At 34.2% G+C, this 17,704-nt stretch carries 16 protein-coding genes; 11 read left to right on the forward strand and 5 right to left on the reverse strand.

Translation table 11 applies throughout. The annotated features are described in order from the left end of the window. The first annotated feature begins 71 nt into the window (after nucleotides 1–71). Nucleotides 72–2,423 carry a ribonuclease R gene (rnr, locus tag AC1RPR_RS04950; RefSeq protein ID WP_481761442.1) on the forward strand — a complete coding sequence of 784 codons (2,352 nt, stop codon included), beginning with the start codon at nucleotides 72–74 and terminating at the stop codon, nucleotides 2,421–2,423. A gap of 17 nt (nucleotides 2,424–2,440) precedes the next feature. Beyond that, nucleotides 2,441–2,908 (forward strand): SsrA-binding protein SmpB, encoded by a 468-nt coding sequence (gene smpB / locus AC1RPR_RS04955; RefSeq protein WP_481761441.1) that lies wholly within the window; start codon nucleotides 2,441–2,443, stop codon nucleotides 2,906–2,908. A gap of 49 nt (nucleotides 2,909–2,957) precedes the next feature. On the opposite strand, the gene AC1RPR_RS04960 is transcribed toward smpB, so the two are convergent. Beyond that, the gene (locus AC1RPR_RS04960; RefSeq protein WP_409022227.1) at nucleotides 2,958–4,589 is read right to left on the reverse strand and encodes an ABC-F family ATP-binding cassette domain-containing protein; all 1,632 of its coding nucleotides are present in this window, start codon (nucleotides 4,587–4,589) and stop codon (nucleotides 2,958–2,960) included. Nucleotides 4,590–4,826: 237 nt separating this feature from the next. Here AC1RPR_RS04960 and AC1RPR_RS04965 point away from each other — a divergent pair, with 237 nt between their 5' ends. After that, the gene (locus tag AC1RPR_RS04965; RefSeq protein WP_481761440.1) at nucleotides 4,827–5,903 is read left to right on the forward strand and encodes a 3D domain-containing protein; all 1,077 of its coding nucleotides are present in this window, start codon (nucleotides 4,827–4,829) and stop codon (nucleotides 5,901–5,903) included. A 52-nt stretch (nucleotides 5,904–5,955) separates the two neighbouring features. On the opposite strand, the gene AC1RPR_RS04970 is transcribed toward AC1RPR_RS04965, so the two are convergent. Then, nucleotides 5,956–6,519 carry a GNAT family N-acetyltransferase gene (locus tag AC1RPR_RS04970; protein WP_481761624.1) on the reverse strand — a complete coding sequence of 188 codons (564 nt, stop codon included), beginning with the start codon at nucleotides 6,517–6,519 and terminating at the stop codon, nucleotides 5,956–5,958. A gap of 130 nt (nucleotides 6,520–6,649) precedes the next feature. Here AC1RPR_RS04970 and AC1RPR_RS04975 point away from each other — a divergent pair, with 130 nt between their 5' ends. The 3 genes from AC1RPR_RS04975 to AC1RPR_RS04985 all read left to right on the forward strand — a co-directional run bounded on the left by AC1RPR_RS04975 (nucleotide 6,650) and on the right by AC1RPR_RS04985 (nucleotide 9,966). Continuing rightward, a complete protein-coding gene (locus AC1RPR_RS04975; RefSeq protein ID WP_481761439.1) occupies nucleotides 6,650–8,086 on the forward strand; it encodes an amino acid ABC transporter substrate-binding protein/permease in 1,437 nt (478 codons plus the stop codon). Beyond that, nucleotides 8,086–8,823 (forward strand): amino acid ABC transporter ATP-binding protein, encoded by a 738-nt coding sequence (locus tag AC1RPR_RS04980; RefSeq protein WP_481761438.1) that lies wholly within the window; start codon nucleotides 8,086–8,088, stop codon nucleotides 8,821–8,823. Before AC1RPR_RS04975 ends, AC1RPR_RS04980 begins: the two co-directional genes overlap by 1 nt. A 180-nt stretch (nucleotides 8,824–9,003) precedes the next feature. Then, nucleotides 9,004–9,966, forward strand: coding sequence for a zinc-binding dehydrogenase (locus AC1RPR_RS04985; RefSeq protein ID WP_481761437.1), 963 nt, complete (start codon nucleotides 9,004–9,006; stop codon nucleotides 9,964–9,966). Nucleotides 9,967–10,181: 215 nt separating this feature from the next. Here the strand turns inward: AC1RPR_RS04985 and AC1RPR_RS04990 are convergent, their stop codons facing one another. Beyond that, the gene (locus AC1RPR_RS04990) at nucleotides 10,182–11,048 is read right to left on the reverse strand and encodes a Cof-type HAD-IIB family hydrolase (RefSeq protein ID WP_481761436.1); all 867 of its coding nucleotides are present in this window, start codon (nucleotides 11,046–11,048) and stop codon (nucleotides 10,182–10,184) included. 126 nt (nucleotides 11,049–11,174) lie between these two features. Between AC1RPR_RS04990 and AC1RPR_RS04995 the strand changes: the two genes are divergently transcribed. From AC1RPR_RS04995 to tsaE, 3 genes are read left to right on the forward strand one after another with little or no spacing between them, the layout of a single operon-like run. Beyond that, nucleotides 11,175–11,855 (forward strand): uracil-DNA glycosylase, encoded by a 681-nt coding sequence (locus AC1RPR_RS04995; RefSeq protein ID WP_481761435.1) that lies wholly within the window; start codon nucleotides 11,175–11,177, stop codon nucleotides 11,853–11,855. 15 nt (nucleotides 11,856–11,870) lie between these two features. Further along, nucleotides 11,871–12,860, forward strand: coding sequence for a phosphate acetyltransferase (gene pta / locus AC1RPR_RS05000; RefSeq protein WP_481761434.1), 990 nt, complete (start codon nucleotides 11,871–11,873; stop codon nucleotides 12,858–12,860). A gap of 16 nt (nucleotides 12,861–12,876) precedes the next feature. Continuing rightward, on the forward strand, nucleotides 12,877–13,332 hold the full coding sequence (gene tsaE / locus AC1RPR_RS05005; protein ID WP_481761433.1) for a tRNA (adenosine(37)-N6)-threonylcarbamoyltransferase complex ATPase subunit type 1 TsaE: 456 nt from the start codon (nucleotides 12,877–12,879) through the stop codon (nucleotides 13,330–13,332). A gap of 51 nt (nucleotides 13,333–13,383) precedes the next feature. Here tsaE and AC1RPR_RS05010 read toward each other — a convergent pair whose 3' ends face one another. After that, complete coding sequence (locus AC1RPR_RS05010; protein WP_481761432.1) at nucleotides 13,384–13,857, reverse strand: glutathione peroxidase; 474 nt, start codon at nucleotides 13,855–13,857, stop codon at nucleotides 13,384–13,386. A gap of 81 nt (nucleotides 13,858–13,938) precedes the next feature. Next, nucleotides 13,939–14,472 carry a 3'-5' exonuclease gene (locus AC1RPR_RS05015; protein WP_409022237.1) on the reverse strand — a complete coding sequence of 178 codons (534 nt, stop codon included), beginning with the start codon at nucleotides 14,470–14,472 and terminating at the stop codon, nucleotides 13,939–13,941. A 189-nt stretch (nucleotides 14,473–14,661) separates the two neighbouring features. On the opposite strand from AC1RPR_RS05015, the gene murB reads away from it, so the two are divergent. Both murB and AC1RPR_RS05025 read left to right on the forward strand, forming a co-directional pair. Then, a complete protein-coding gene (gene murB, locus AC1RPR_RS05020) occupies nucleotides 14,662–15,561 on the forward strand; it encodes a UDP-N-acetylmuramate dehydrogenase (RefSeq protein WP_481761431.1) in 900 nt (299 codons plus the stop codon). A 20-nt stretch (nucleotides 15,562–15,581) separates the two neighbouring features. Next, complete coding sequence (locus AC1RPR_RS05025) at nucleotides 15,582–17,699, forward strand: cation:proton antiporter (protein WP_481761430.1); 2,118 nt, start codon at nucleotides 15,582–15,584, stop codon at nucleotides 17,697–17,699. Nucleotides 17,700–17,704 lie beyond the last annotated feature (5 nt).

The raw sequence follows: 17,704 nt of genomic DNA on the forward strand, positions 1-17,704 counted from the left end.
TTATTTAGAAATAAAATAAAATTAATAATAAATAAATGTAACGCAAATACGAATATGAAAACGAGGTATACATGGATAAAAAGATGCAAGAACTTATATTAAAAGAACTAAAAATTAAAGAAAATGAATCTTTCAGTGTTGAAGAATTAACAGCTGCCCTTAAATTAGAAGGCCAGGATGCGTTCAAAGAACTTGTTAAAACACTTGCTGAAATGGAACGTAAACGTGAAGTGAAAATTACATCAGAAGGCAAATTTCAAATTGCACTTCAAACACCACAATTAGTGGGTATTTTTCATGCAAATGATCGTGGATTTGGATTCGTTACGATTGATCCAGAACAACCTGATGTTTTCGTTAATCCAACACAAACAATGTCTGCCTTAAATGGTGATAGTGTTGAGATTGAGATTACAAGTGCTGCTAAACCTGGGGATGACCGTGGTCCTGAAGGTAAAGTTAATAAAATTGTTGAACATAATGTAACATCAATTGTTGGTGAATTTGAAGTTGAACCATCTGACCTTGAAAATTCAGGAATAATTGGCCATTTAGTTGTTAAAAACAAGAAATTACAACGTTATAACTTATTGGTAACAGGGGTTGGTTTACATCCAGTTGCCGGAGAAGTTATTACAGCTGATATTACTGCTTACCCAACAAGTGAAAAACCATTAGTTATTGAAACATTGGTTAAAGAAGTTGTGGGTAACAAAGACGATCCAGGTATGGATATTTTACAAGTTGTTTATCAACATGATATTCCTAGTGAATTTCCTGAAGATGTTATGGCTCAAGCTGAAGCAACTCCAGAAGTTGTGCTACCAGAAGAAAAAATTGGCCGTGTTGATTTAACGGACCAAACATTGGTAACAATTGATAGTATTGATTCTAAGGATTTAGATGATGCTGTTACTGCCTGGAAACTTGATAACGGGAACTACCATTTAGGTGTGCATATTGCTGATGTTTCGCATTATGTCCAACCAGGCACACCACTTGATCGTGAAGCATACGAACGTGGAACGAGTGTTTATTTAACTGACCGTGTTATTCCAATGTTGCCTCACAAATTATCAAATGGTATTTGTTCATTGAATCCAAAAGTTGAACGCCTTGCTATGAGTTGTGAAATGGAAATTACACCAGAAGGTTATGTTGTTAACCACAAAATCTTCCAAAGTGTGATTAAAACGACAGAACGTATGACTTACAAAGCCATTAACAAGATTCTTGAATCAGATGATGCAAAGACGAAAGCTAAATATGAAGAATTGGTCCCAATGTTTGAAACAATGGGCGAATTACACAAAATTCTTGAAAAAATGCGTAAAAAACGTGGTGCAATTAGTTTTGATGATAATGAATCTAAGATTATCGTTGATGAAGCGGGTCACCCAATTGATATTCAAATTAGAACTCGTGGAACAAGTGAACGTTTAGTTGAATCATTTATGTTAGCTGCAAATGAAACTGTTGCAGCTCATTACGATAAATTAAAAGTACCTTTTGTTTACCGTGTGCATGAAACACCTAAGAATGAAAAAGTAATGCGTTTCTTCGAAACTTTAACCAGTTTTGGTATCGTTGTTAAAGGTGATAGTAAGAATGTAACACCTAAAATGTTACAAGGTGTTTTAAAAGAAGTAGCTGGTAAACCTGAAGAATCAATGGTTTCTGTTATGTTACTTAGAAGTATGCAACAAGCTAAATATACTGATGAATCATTAGGTCACTTTGGTTTAGCTGCTACTGATTATACGCATTTTACGTCACCAATTAGACGTTACCCTGATTTGATGGTTCATCGTTTAATTCGTTTCTACGAAGAAAATGGTATTGGGGACACTCAAAAAGAAAAATATGCTGAACAATTACCTGAACTTACAACACATACATCACAAATGGAACGTCGCGCAATTGATGCCGAACGTGATACTGACGCAATGAAAAAAGCTGAATACATGGCTGATCATGTTGGTGAAACCTTTGAAGGTGTTGTTAGCTCAGTTATGAAGTTTGGTGTCTTCGTTTCATTACCAAATACTGTTGAAGGTCTTGTTCATATTAGTAATATGAAGGATGACTATTATGAATATTTAGATATGCATATGGCATTAGTAGGTAAGAGAACCAAGAGAACTTTCAGAATTGGTCAACCAATCGAAGTAAAAGTTGCTAAAGTTGATATTGAGCAAAGTGCGATTGATTTTGAAATTGTTAATCCACAAAACACACCAACTTCTGATTTACGAGGTAAAGGTGGAAACTTCAAACGTCCAGGTAATGGTCGTCCAGGAGACAAGAAACCTTATAACCGTAATGGTAAACCAGCTGCTGGAAATAGTAATGGAAAGAAACCATTCTACAAATCAGCTAATAAAAACACAGCACCAAGAAAAAATAATACACGTCAAAAATAATATCGGGGGGATTAAGATTGCGAAAAGAAAAGTCATCTTTTGATAAACCCTTAGCCCAGAATAAAAAAGCAAGACACAGTTATAACATTGAAGATACGGTTGAGGCTGGTGTCGTTTTAACAGGTACTGAGATTAAATCCGTTCGAAATAGTCGTATTAATCTAAAAGATGGATTTGCGCAAATTAGAAATGGTGAAGCTTGGCTGATGAATGTTCATATTTCAACGTATGATCAAGGAAATCAATTCAATCATGATCCACTTCGAAATCGTAAATTATTATTGCATAGAAAACAAATAGCTCAATTTGATGAAGCAACTAAAAATAAGGGTGTTACAATTGTCCCTTTGAAAGTGTACATTAAAAACGGCTTTGCAAAAGTACTAATCGGTGTTGCAAAAGGGAAGAATGATTACGATAAACGTGAAACAATTAAACGTCGAGATCAGGAACGCCAAATTCAACGCGTACTTAAAAATTACTAATAAAAAAGGAAGCAACCAATTTTGAAATTGGTTGCTTCCTTTTTAGTTATTAAGCTTGTTTGTAAAGACCAGCAATTTGATCTTGAACATCTTTATTTTCTAAGAATTCATCATAAGTAGTATCTGCTCGATCAACAAGACCGTTTGGTGTTACTTCGATGATACGGTTAGCGATTGTTTGAATGAACTCACGATCATGAGAGCCGAATAATAGAGCACTCTTATAATTTGAAAGACCTTCATTCAATGAAGTAATTGATTCCAAATCTAAATGGTTAGTAGGATCATCAAGTAAAAGAACGTTGTTTCTTGTTAACATCATTTTTGATAACATACAACGAACTTTTTCTCCACCGGATAAGACGCCAACTTCTTTATCGACTTCTTCACCAGAAAATAACATACGACCTAAGAATCCACGCAAGAAAGTGTTATCACTTTCTGCTTTAGAAGCAAATTGACGTAACCAATCGATAATTGTTAAATGTTCATCAGCGAATTGGTCGTTATTATCTTTAGCAAGGTAAGCTTGTGATGTTGTTACACCCCATTGAACTGTACCTGTATCTGGTTCTAATTCACCAGAAAGAATTCTAATTAATGTTGTAACAGCAATATCAGTTTCACTTGTAAAGGCTGTTTTATCATCTTTGCCTAAACTAAATGAGATATTATCTAAAACTTTTACGCCATCAATTGTTTTTGAAACGCCACTAACTGATAATAAATCATTACCAATTTCACGGTCGATTTCAAAGTTAATGAATGGGTAGCGACGTGATGAAGGTTGAATATCATCAAGTGTGATTTTTTCAAGCATTTTCTTACGAGAAGTTGCTTGTTTAGATTTAGAAGCGTTAGCACTGAATCGTGCAACGAAATCTTGTAATTCTTTGATTTTAGCTTCTTTTTTATCGTTAGAATCATTTGCAAGTTTTGAAGCTAAGGCACTTGATTCCATCCAGAAGTCGTAATTACCAACGAATAATTTGATTTTACCAAAATCAACATCACACATGTGGGTGCAGACATTATTTAAGAAATGTCTATCATGAGAAACAACAATAACGGTATTTGAGAAGTTAATTAAGAAATCTTCTAACCAGTTAATTGATTTGATGTCTAACCCATTAGTAGGTTCATCAAGTAAGAGAACATCAGGATTACCAAAAAGTGCTTGTGCAAGCAAAATCTTAACTTTTTGACTTTCTGTTAGTTCGCTCATCTTTTTATTTTGCATATCTTCAGCGAAGCCTAAGCCTTGTAAAAGAGTTGAAGCTTCTGATTCAGCTTCCCAACCATTCATTTCAGCAAAGTCAGATTCTAGTTCAGCAACTTTGATACCATCTTCATCAGAAAAATCAGCTTTTGCATAAATAGCATCTTTTGCTTCCATAACAGCATAGAGTTCTTTGTAACCCATAATGACTGTTTCAAGAACAGTATATTCTTCGAAGCCATAATGATTTTGTTGTAGCATTGTCATACGTTCATTTGGATCTAATGAAATTTTACCTGTACTTGGTGTTATTTCACCAGATAAAATCTTTAAAAATGTTGATTTACCAGCGCCATTAGCACCGATTAGTCCGTAACAATTACCAGGCGTGAATTTTAAATTAACGTCATCGTATAACTTACGGTCTGAAAAACTTAAACTTACATTACTTACAGTTATCATTTAATACCCTCACTATTCGTTTGTATAATCTACATATCATAGCATATTTCAGGCTCAAAATGAAACGGTTTTGAAAATGAACTCAAATAAAATGATTATTTCTGAAAATGAGGGTACGTTAGTCATAGAGTTGTAATATGAGTGATGTTTTGTAATATGCCTGACACATGTCTGACTTGTCGGTTCGATATACTCTAGAAATGGGTAATAAAGTTATTTACAAAAAGGAGTATTATTTTGAAAATTAGAAATATTATTGGTTTTACGGCAGTTATACTTTGCTTATTAGGTGGTTCGGTTTCTGTTAGTGCAACATCTATCAGTGATTTAAAAAAACAAGAATCAGCTGCACAAGAGAAAGTAACAACTGCTAATTCAAAAATTTCAAAGTCATTAACGAGTATTAATGATGAGTATGCAAAAATTGATAAATTAAATCAAGAAATTTCTGATAAAGAAAAGAAAATTGGTTCACAAGATAAATCAATTGGTAATGAACAAAAACAATTAGATACACGTATTGAAAATGCTAAAGATAGATTAAGAAGTCTACAAGTTAATGATTCAAGTAGTAAAATGGTAACGGCTATTCTTGAAGCAAAGAATGCTGGTGATTTTATTAGCCGTGTTTACGCAGTTTCTGTTTTACAATCTGCTGATAACAAAACGATGAAAGATGTTGCGTCTAATATCAAAACCATGGAAGATGCTAAAGCGCATTTGGAATCTGAACAAAAATCATTGAAATTAAAACAATCTGAAACAAAACAAGAAACAAAAGAAATGAATAAACAATTAGCAGCGTTAAAAGATACTTTAGGTGACGCAAAGAAAGATTTAGCCAAAGTAACAAAGGCTAAAGATGCTGAGTTATCAAAAAAAGCAAGAGAAGCAAAGGCTAAAGCTGATGCTAAGGCAGCAGCAGCTGCTAAAAAAGAAGCAGCTAAAAAGGCTGAAAGTGATGATTCATCAGATAAAAAAGGAAGTACTGACCAAAAAGCAAGCAACGATACTTCTGGCAAATCAACTAAGAAAACGTTACAAATGGTCGCAACGGCTTATTCAACAAATGCACCAGGGATGGGAACTCATGGATCATATGGGTTAAGTTTGTTAACTAATCCACAACAAATTGCTGTGGATCCTTCAGTTATTCCGCTAGGAACTGTTGTCTGGGTATCTGGTTATGGTGTTGCGATTGCTGGCGATACAGGTTCAGCAATTAAAGGAAACCGAATTGATGTGCATTTTATCTCAAATGCAAGATGTTACACATGGGGTAAAAAGACAGTTACTGTAAAAGTTTTAGAATAAAGATATGAAAAAAGGTCTGCTAAATTTATTTTTAGCAGACCTTTTTATTTATTTAAATATCTTTTTGCATATGATGATAGTCATGACCACTAATAATCATGTTACCAACAGTTTTAAAGCCCATTTTTGTGTATAACTTTTCTGCTTTAGGATTTGCAAAGTCGACGTTTAAGCCAATCTTTGTTTTTCCAGCTGCACGGGCAATCTCGGGAAGAGACTCTAGAAGTTTTGTGCCGATGCCTTGTCCTTGGAAATCTGGTGAAACAGCAAGGGTATCAAGGTACCATTCATTTGGATAAACTTCTGAGTCTGGAAAGAGTTCAGTTGTTTCAGGTAAACCAATTTGTGGGAAAAATTGATTCATAGCAAGATCAAGATGGTCTTCATCTTCATCCGGATAACCAAATGCTATCCCAGCAACCTTACCATCAATATCGGCAATTTGAACACGACCGTAGCTGTAACGGTAGTCTTCTGTTTCAAATGCAAGCTCTAGCACTTTGAATAGGTCGGGTAATGGAATTTCTTGAAGAATAGGAATTTCCATATCTTCTAAAATAATATTCACTAAAGGAACGACCTCGTGTGCATCTTTTTTTGTTGCTCTTCTAATAATCATATAAACCATCCTTTCCTGAATATCTCTAGTGTATAGGGTACTTAAATAATTGTCAAAACAACTAAATTGCTTGCTAAGTGTAGATATGTTATATTATGTTACATCAAAATGTTTTGGGGAGGATATTATGAAAAAATGGCAGTCAATGATCATGTCAATCATGGTCGCATGTGTATTTTTATTATTTTTACATAGTAATCAAGTAAATGCAGCAGAAAAGACGTATACAATCGGGACTGATGTAACTTATGCACCATTTGAATATCAAGCAGAAGATGGTAAATCATATGTTGGTATTGATATGGATATAATGCGAGCCATTGCTAAAGAGGAAGGATTTAAAGTTGATATTAAAGCCTTAGGGTTTAATGCAGCGGTTCAAGCATTAGATGCTAACCAAATTGATGGGGTTATGGCTGGTATGATGATAACTCCAGAACGTCGTGTTAAATTTGATTTCTCAGATAGTTATTATGAAGCTGGGGTAGCTATGGCTGTTGGTAAAAACAGTTCAATTAAATCTTTGGATGATTTAAGAGGGAAAAAGGTAGCGATTAAAGTTGGTACAGCTGCCGGAGAATTCGTAAACTCAATTAAAAAACAATATAATATTACAACAACAACTTTTGATGATTCAAGTAACATGTATGACGATGTTGTGACAGGAAATTCCGATGCGACTTTTGATGATAAACCAGTTTTAGCATATGGTGTTAAGAATGGTATTGAAATGAAAGTAGTTGGTAAAACATATGAAAAAGGTGAATATGGATTCGCCGTTAAAAAAGGGCAAAATAAAGAATTAATAACAAAATTTAATGCCGGGCTAAAGAAACTTAAAGCTAACGGTGAATATAAAAAGATTGTTGATAAGTACACTGGAACGAACGCAAAAAATGCTAACTCTAAAAATTCTCGAACAATTTTAGGTTTATTGAAAACAAATAGTGGCTCATTATTAGAAGGATTTAAACAAACAATGTTATTAACAATTGTGGCTATTGTTTGTGCAACAGTTTTAGGGATTATTTTAGGTATGATGGGTGTTGCGCCAAATAAATGGCTTAATGGGCTTTCAAGTACATTAATTTACATTTTCCGTGGCCTACCGCTAATTGTATTGGCCTTCTTTATCTACATTGGTATTCCTAATTTAACCGGGAGCAAGATTCCAGCATTTGTGGCAGGTATTATAACCTTAACGTTAAATGAAGGTGCGTATACAGCGGCCTTTGTTAAAGGTGGGATTAAGGCTGTTGATAATGGCCAAATGGAAGCTGCTCGTAGTCTAGGATTACCTTATGGAAAAGCAATGATGAAAGTCATTATGCCACAAGGAATTAAGATTATGATTCCATCATTTATTAATCAATTTATTATTACGTTGAAAGATACGTCAATTTTATCTGTTATCGGTATTTTAGAATTAACGCAAACAGGTAAGATTATAATCGCAAGAAACCTTGAAGGATTCAAGATGTGGTTGATTATCGCGGTGATTTATCTCGTTATCATAACGTTATTAACGTGGTTATCTAATTTAGTCGAAAGGAAGATTAAATAATGGCAGCTAAAATTCAAGTTAAAAATTTGAAAAAAAACTATGGTTCAAATGAAGTTTTGAAGGGGTTAGATATTTCAGTTGCAGAAAAAGAAGTTGTCTGCATGATTGGACCTTCCGGTTCTGGGAAAAGTACCTTTTTACGTTGTTTAAATAAATTAGAAGATTTAACTTCCGGTTCAATTATTATTGAGGGGCATGATATAAGTGATCCAAAAACTGATTTAAATGTTGTTCGTCAAAATATTGGCATGGTATTTCAACATTTTAATTTGTTTCCACATTTAACCGTTCTTGAAAATATTATTTTAGCGCCTGTTGAATTAAAAAAAGAAACAAAAGAAGAAGCAACTAAGGAAGCAAAACGTCTTTTATCCCAAGTTGGTTTGAGTGATAAAGCAGATGCTGCACCTGCTTCGTTATCTGGTGGTCAAAAACAACGTGTCGCAATCGCACGCGCACTTGCAATGAAACCAGATATTATGTTATTTGATGAACCAACGTCTGCACTTGATCCAGAAATGGTTGGGGATGTTTTAGATGTTATGAAACAACTTGCGAGGGATGGTATGACAATGGTTGTTGTCACACATGAAATGGGTTTTGCTAAAGAAGTGGCTGATCGTGTGGTCTTTATGGCTGATGGTTACATTTTAGAAAGTAGTACACCAGATGAAATATTTAGTAATCCGCAAAATGATAGAACAAAAGATTTCTTAAACAAAGTTTTAAATGCATAAAAAGTGCAAACTAATTAAATCTTTCGGCCTTTCATTAATTTTTGGTGGGGCAAGCATTGTAAAAGGTCCTAATCACTTCGCGTGGTGGTTAGGATTTTTTATGTATAGTTACTAAAAATTAGGATGTTTACGATGATTTGAATTGAAAAAAGCTTTTTAGCAAAGGAGAAAAGTAAAATTATGAAAGCAATTGTTGTTAATGAAGCAGGAGGAACAGATAAGCTTATTTACCAAGAGGTAAATTTACCTAAAATAAAAGCTAACTGGTCCTTAATTAAAATAAAAGGGTTTGGTATCAATAGATCGGAGATTTTTACGAGAGAGGGAAAATCGCCAACTGTTTTGTTTCCTAGGGTTTTAGGCATTGAATGTGTGGGTGTTGTTGAAGAAACGAGCGATCCTGAAAGATTACCTATAGGGAAAAAAGTTATTTCCATTATGGGAGAAATGGGACGCGCATTTGATGGCAGCTATGCTGAATATGTAGCATTACCAAATAACCAAATATATCCAATAACAACAAATATATCTTGGAAAGAACTTGCGACTATTCCTGAAACGTACTATACAGCATTTGGTTCAATGAAAAACTTAAAAATTACAAAAAAAGATAAAATTTTAGTTAGAGGCGCCACAAGTGGAGTAGGTATTTCATTTCTTAAATTGTTGAAGGCCAGATATCCTGATATTGTAATTGATGGTACTAGTCGGAGCCAAGCAAAAAATGAGCAATTATTGTCCGCTGGTTTTAATGATGTAATAATAGATAAGACTGGTGTATTAGAGACTGAAAAGAAGTATGACAAAATTTTAGAATTAATTGGCCCTGCCACTATAAAAGATAGTTTTCAACATTTAAACGAAGGAGGCATTTTATGTAGTACGGGACAATTAGGAGGTAAATGGTTTTTAGAAGAATTTGATCCGATTATAGATATCGAGAAAAATAGTTACCTCACTAGTTTTTACTCTGACAATGTCAGTCAGGATAAATTGAATGATCTGTTGGACTACATTTCAAAATATGATGTTGATGTGAAACCAGAAAAAAACTTCAAACTAAGTGAAGTTCCTTTAGCGCATGCTTACTTACAAAATCAGGATAGTTTTGGGAAAGTAATCGTGTTACTAACAACTGAATAAAGATAAGTACCAAATTGGTTAGCGACGTATTATGGGTTTCATAATTGATAGTTGGAGAGTAACAGGGCTGATTGATTACGTAACAAAAGTCTTATGGCTTTTGTTTTTTTCGTTGTAAAAAAACTGTTATTGGTAATAGTTTTTAAACTACTATCAACAACAGTTTTTATAGACTTATTTTTTCTAATTAATTACACTTTTTAGTCTCAATCGATTTATTTTTCAGCTAACTGTTCAAGAATAGCTAAGCCAACACCATCTTCAGAATTTGTTTTTGCTGAATGATTGGCAATACGTTTTACCTCGTCGTGGCCATTTTCCATGGCGTAACTGACGCCTGCAACTTTTAACATAGAAACATCATTTAAGTTATCTCCAATTGCCATGACATCTGACATTGGGATATTAAGTTCTTTAGCGAAAGCTTGGAGTGCAATCCCTTTTTGGGCATTTACGTTGTTAATTTCAAGGTTAGTAGGTGCAGAAGAGGTAACAACAAGTGAGTCTTCTTCTTCAATTTTTGCTTTTAAAGGGAGTAATTCTTCTTGACCATCCATACTGAAAACAATTAATTTAAAAATATCAATTTTTGAATCATCGATGACTGTTTGGTAATCATCAACGTAATTGATATTCATTAATTCAAGACGAGCTGCAGCTAATGAAACAGCCATTTTAAATGGTGTATCTGGATTTGTATCAGAGATTAGACGCGCTACATTTTGAATACGGTTTGCACGATTATCAGAATAAACACCGTTTGAGGTTGTCATTTCAAAGTAAAAATTTTCTTTTTTGAATGTTTGAACTAAAGTTTGAACGACTTTTTTTGAAATAGGTGTTGTACTAAGTGTTTTACCATTTCCATCTAAAACTTCTGCGCCGTTAAATGTAATCATTGGACTATTGAACCCGGCTGCTGTAATTAAAGGTTTAACTTCAGTATAGCCACGGCCAGTAGAAACGATAAAGTGGACTCCTAATGCTTGTGCTTGTTTAATCGCATCGGCGTTTTTTTCTGAAATCACCATTTGATCATTTAGTAAAGTACCATCCATATCTGATGCAATAATTTTTATCATAAATTCAACACTCCTCTAATCTTATTTACTGGTTTCATTTTAACATGAAACCGCTCGATATTTTAATCAAATCATTTATTTTTGTATTCACTAATATGGTAAACTTAATCTGTGAGGTGTTAGACAATGAATATTAATGTCGATAATGATTGGCAACCCATTTTGACCGAAGAGCTTGCAAAATCTAAATATGCTGATTTAGAAACGTTTATTGATAATGAATATCAAAATGAGACGATTTATCCGGAAAAAAATCGCATTTTTGAAAGCTTTGAACTGACCCCATTTTCTGACGTTAGAGTTTGTTTATTGGGACAGGATCCTTATCATGAAAAGCATCAAGCTCATGGGTTGAGTTTTTCTGTTTTACCAGGAGAAAAAATTCCACCTTCTTTACGGAATATGTATAAAGAATTGGAAACAGATTTAGGAATTCCACCAGCTAATCATGGCTATTTGAAGAGTTGGGCGGAGCAAGGTGTTTTGATGTTAAATTCAGTCTTAACTGTAAGAGATGGCGCCGCTAATTCTCATCGTAATCATGGATGGGAATTATTAACAGATGGTGTGATTGAACGATTATCCGAATCTTCACAGACAATTATTTTTGTTTTATGGGGGAAGACAGCCCAAGATAAGATTAAATTAATTGATACAGATCACAATATTGTGATAACATCACCTCATCCAAGTCCGTTATCTGCTTACCGCGGTTTTTTTGGATCGAAACCATTTTCACAAATAAATCAAAATTTAATAAGTCAGGGATTGCCACCGATTAACTGGCAATTACCCAGTAACACTTAATTAGGAGGAAATGATATGTCATTATTTGAAAGTTTGAAAAGCAAAATTGAAAGTAAAAAAATTAAAATAGTTTTTCCTGAAGGGGAAGAAGAACGTATTCTAAGAGCAGCCGTTAAATTAGCAGAAGATAATTTGGCAGAACCTATTTTATTGGGGGATGTTGCAAAAATGAAAGAGTTAGCCACAAAGCTCGATTTAACTCTTGATGGTATCGGTGTAGAATTACTTGATCCTAAACAATATTCTGAAACAGATTTTAATGAGATGAAAACGGCCTTTGTTGAACGACGTAAGGGTAAAAATACACCTGAACAAGCTGAAGAAATGTTACGCGATGTTAATTATTTCGGTACAATGCTCGTTTACATGGGATTAGCTGAAGGGATGGTTTCTGGAGCTGTTCACGCTACTGGAGATACCGTTCGACCTGCATTACAAATTATTAAAACGAAACCAGGCGTGAGTCGGACAAGTGGTGCCTTTATTATGACCAGAAATAATGATACAGAAAAGTATTTATTTTCTGATGCTGCGATCAGTATTAATCCAACTGCTCAAGAATTAGCAGAAATGGCAATTGCAAGCATTCAGACGGCTCGTCTCTTTGATATTGATCCCAAAGTAGCAATGCTTAGTTTTTCAACTAAAGGTTCAGCTAAAGCACCAGAGGTATCAAAGGTAGCAGAAGCAACTGAAATTGCACAAAAACTAGCACCAAATGAAGCGATTGACGGCGAATTACAATTTGATGCTGCTTTTGTACCGAGTGTTGGTGAACAAAAAGCACCTGGATCAAAGGTTGCAGGACAAGCAAATGTTTTCATTTTCCCTGAATTACAATCTGGAAATATTGGCTACAAAATTGCACAACGTTTAGGTGGATTTGAAGCTATCGGACCTATCCTACAAGGATTAAACCAACCGGTTTCAGATTTATCTCGTGGTGCTAACGTAGAAGAAATTTACAAGGTTGGTATTATTACAGCTGCGCAAAGTTTAGAATGAAATGGTGAAATAATTAATGAATATTGAAGTCAGTTCTGTAGAAGAAACACAAGAAATTGCCGAAAAAATTGGACAGCTTGTTGAACCTAATATGATTTTGTTATTGGATGGTGATTTAGGCGCAGGAAAGACAACTTTTGCTAAAGGCTTAGCCGTTGGGTTAGGGATCAAGCGGAACGTTAAAAGTCCAACATTTCCAATTGTGAGAGAATATCGTGAGGGCCGTTTGCCGTTATTTCATATGGATGTTTACCGACTTGAAGGGATGGGCGGCGCAGATTTAGGGTTAGATGAATATTTTAATTCTGATGGTGTGAGTGTTGTTGAATGGTCTGAATTTATTCAGGATGAATTACCAAATGATTGGTTAAAAATTACATTATTGAAAGATGATCATGATGATAATTTACGTACTATCGAATTAGAAAGTAATGGATTACAATATGATAATATGTTGGCCCATTTCAACTAAAAAAACAAGTTAGCTGATAGCCTCTAAATGGGGGTATCAGCTAACTTGTTTTTATTTAACCAATTTTTCGATTTCTGGTTTCATCTTTAAAGGATTAGTCTTAGGTGCATAACGTTTAACAACTTGTCCATCACGATTAACTAAAAATTTAGTGAAGTTCCATTTAATTGAGCTACCCAACACGCCTTGCGTTTCATCAGTCAGGTATTTAAATAGTGGTAACGCATCTTCTCCATTTACATTTTGAATGGTATGCATTGGAAAACTAACGCCATATGTCATACGACAGGTAGCTGCTGCTTGCGCATCATTATCGACTTCTTGATGGAATTGATTCGATGGAAACCCAAGTACCACTAATCCTTGGTCTTGATAATCCTCATATAATTCTTCTAATTGTTTAAATTGTGGCGCAAAACCACATTTAGTGGCTGTATTAACAATTAATAAAGGGTGATCCTTGTACTTTTCTAATGAATAAGTTTCACCATTTTCTAGTGTAACCTGATAATCATAAATTGACATTGTAATTTCCCCCAATTTGGTTTGATTACGGTCATCATATAACAGTTTAAACAGTAGCCCTATTAATGTGCTTAAATTTGATTATGCTGGCTTCACAAATGGTTTTAAAATTTCTTGTCCAAATTCGTGTTCTTGATAGAGTAAGATATTGGCACAAGCAACGGAATCATCTAAGGCATTGTGATGATTTGTTAACGTGATTCCCAATTCATCACAAACCGTATTTAATTTATGATTTGGAAATTCTGGGAATAATTTACGACTTGTTCTAACCGTATCTAACAATAAAAATTGGGGTGTCTCTAATCCATAATAACCCAATGTATTATGCAAAATACTGTTATCAAAGGGGGCATTATGTGCCACGATTAAACTATTGTTCTGGAAAAGTGGCGAAATATGTGACCATAGTTCTGGAAACTTTGGTGCAAATTCAACGTCTTCTTCGTGAATACCATGAATTTGAACATTACGCCAATTAAAAGGTGTTTCCGGTTTAATAAGTGAATAAAATTCATCAACGATTTGATTATTTCGAACAACTGTTAAAGCAATTGAACAGGCGCTATGACGCTGATTATTAGCAGTTTCAAAATCCATTGTAACAAAATTCATAATTAACTCCTTTTTAATTCGATATGACTGATAAGGTTATTAAAATACTCGGTCTAATAATGTTAATAAAGTATAACAGTTAGGTTATACAATTAAAAGTCGCTTGTTTGTGCGTTAAAATAGAAAAATAAACATTGAACGTGTTAAACTAGAAGGAATTGCTAAATGTTGAAAGGAATCGAATAAATAATGATAATTGACACTTTTGTAGAACTATTTCCATCTATTAAAATTTTAAAAAATGAACCACTTGCTAAATATACAAATACTGAAACGGGAGGGATGGCTGATCTTTTAGCTTTTCCTGATGCAGTGTCAGATGTTAAAATTTTGGTGAATACAGCCAATGAAAATGGTATTCCTTTAACTGTTTTAGGAAATTCGAGTAATCTAGTTGTGAAAGATGGCGGTATTCGTGGACTTGTAATCATTTTAACGGATATGGATAAAATTGCTGTATCTGGGACGAAAATTATAGCGCAAGCTGGTGCCTCACTTATTGAGACAACAGAAGAAGCTTACCAAGCTGGCTTGACTAATTTTGAATTTGCTGCTGGGATTCCTGGGAGTGTTGGTGGTGCCGTATTTATGAATGCTGGTGCATATGATGGTGATATCAGCCAGGTATTGAGTGAAGTTAGTGTTATTACACGTACTGGTTATGTGAAAACACTAGTTAACGAAGAAATGAACTTTGACTATCGTCATAGTCAAATTCAAGATGATAATGACATCATATTAGAAGCAACCTTTGTATTAAAAGAAGGTAATAAATATGATATCCGTGAAAAAATGGATGAGTTTAACTTTTTACGTGCATCTAAACAACCTTTAGAGTACCCATCATGTGGAAGTGTTTTTAAGCGACCTGATGGACACTATACTGGTGTACTAGTTCACGAAGCTGGGTTACAAGGCTACCAAATTGGTGGCGCACAAGTATCAAAGAAACATGCCGGGTTTATTGTTAATGTAGACGGCGCTACTGCAACAGATTATATGGATGTTATTAAGCATGTTCAAAACGTTGTGTGGGAAAAATTTAAGGTTAGATTAGAAACGGAAGTTAGAATTATCGGAGAAGACTAAAGTAGAAAGGAAGATGGTAAATGCCGCTACTTGAATCGGTTATTGTTTTAGCTGCACTTGTTTTACTATCAAATGTTATCAGTCATTATCTGGTTTCAATACCCGTTGGATTGATCCAGATAGCATTAGGCTTTGTCGTTGCCTTAATTTTTAAAGTCTCAATTGAGTTAGAAACAGATTGGTTCTTATTACTCTTTATTGCGCCACTATTATTTAATGATGGTCGAAAATTTCCAAAACGTGAATTGTGGAAATTAAGAGGTTCCATTTTTGCGAATGCCATATTATTGGTTTTCTTAACAACTGTGGTAGTTGGATTTTTCATTCATCTTTTGATTCCAAAAATGCCATTAGCAGTTGGATTCGCACTGGCAGCTATTTTGTCACCAACGGATCCAGTTGCTGTGCAATCGATTGCTGAAAAAGCAAAATTACCAAGTAATATTTTAAATTTGGTTAGTGGTGAAAGTTTAATTAATGACGCAAGTGGATTAATTGCCTTTAAATACGCGATTGCTGCTGCGGTTACTGGCTATTTTTCATTTGGACAGGCGCTTGGTGATTTTACGTATATTGCGATTGTTGGTTTTATCTCGGGAGCAGTGTTAATGTTGCTGATTTCAACAATACGAGATTTTTTAATGAGGCAAGGGATTAATGATGTTGTTTTTAATACGATATTACAAATTTTAACACCTTTCATCATTTTTCTTTTTACGGAAGAATTTTTGCATGCATCAGGTGTTATTTCGGTAGTTGTCGCTGGCGTTATCTCTAGTATGCGTAAGAATACTTTCGCGACGTACTTACCTGAAATTAAGTTAGTAACTGAAAAAACCTGGGAAATTGTGGTTTATCTCCTGAATGGATTTGTGTTTATTATTCTTGGAATTGAATTACCAATTGCGATGTCAAAGACATTAGAAGATAACAATAGTAGTACTCTTTCGGCTATTATTGATGTTTTTGTCGTCTGGCTCTTTTTAGTCGTGATTCGTGTTGTTTGGACGTATATTAATATGTTATTAATTTCTAAGAAAAATAAATCAAAAAATAAGGCAAAGCCAAGTTGGCGTATTGCGTTAATATCAGGATTTTCAGGTGTTCGTGGTGCAATTACAATGGCTGGTGTGTTAACAGTCCCAACGATAATAAAAACAGGTGCTGCTTTTCCAGAGCGTTCATTAATGTTATTTATTGCTGGTGGCGTGATTATTTTAAGTTTAGTAGCCGCAATTTTGATATTACCTCTTTTAACTAAAGAAAAAGGAATAATGAAAACCAGTAATGAGGTTCCTGATGCTACTTTAGTTGAAGATGAGGATGCTATCATAACTAGTGATAGCGGAGATACGCAGTTCAATGAAAAGCAAGCTCGTATTTATATTATGCGAGTTGCTATTAGTCGCTTGGAATCTGAACGACGAGAATCTAATCAAAAAGTTGCCTATGAATTAATTTTAGAATATCAATTTATGATTCGTCGACTTGAGTTTTCTGATCAGGATGATGAACGATTACGCCAAATTGTTGAGGAAGAAGCAGACATTAGGCGAATTGCTTTAGATGGAGAACTCGAAGCGTTAGATAAAATGAGATTAAAGCAGGCTATTAGTAATAAAAACTATTCAATTATTAGTAAGAAAATTATGAAACAAAAAGCGAAATTAGGTCAAATTAATAATCGGAAAATCTCATTTGTAACGGTTAGAAATATTAATCATGCCTTTGTTCAATTAGGTAAGGTTGTGAGACGGACACTCTATTCTGAAAAAGAATTAAAAATGGTTTATGAACGACGAAATATAGAAAAAGCTTTAGCAAAAGCAGCTATTAAAGCACTATCAACGTATGTTAAAAAATCTGATGATGGCAATCAACAATTTAAGCAGCAAGCTATGTATCATTTGATTGTTTATTATCGTAATCGTATCGAAACATTAAAACGGACCAAAAATATTAATCAAGCCGAATCTGAGGAACAAAGTTACCAACTTAGATTAAAGGCTATTGCGGCTGAACGTTCTGCGATGCAGGAATTGATGGAACGAGGCTATATTACATGGTCATTAGCGTCAAGTTTACGTGAATATATTAATTATTCTGAAAATGTTATTATGCTTTCTGAAGAGGACTAAAAAAT

Source organism: Dellaglioa sp. CoH-57-MRSF-22 (assembly GCF_056781895.1).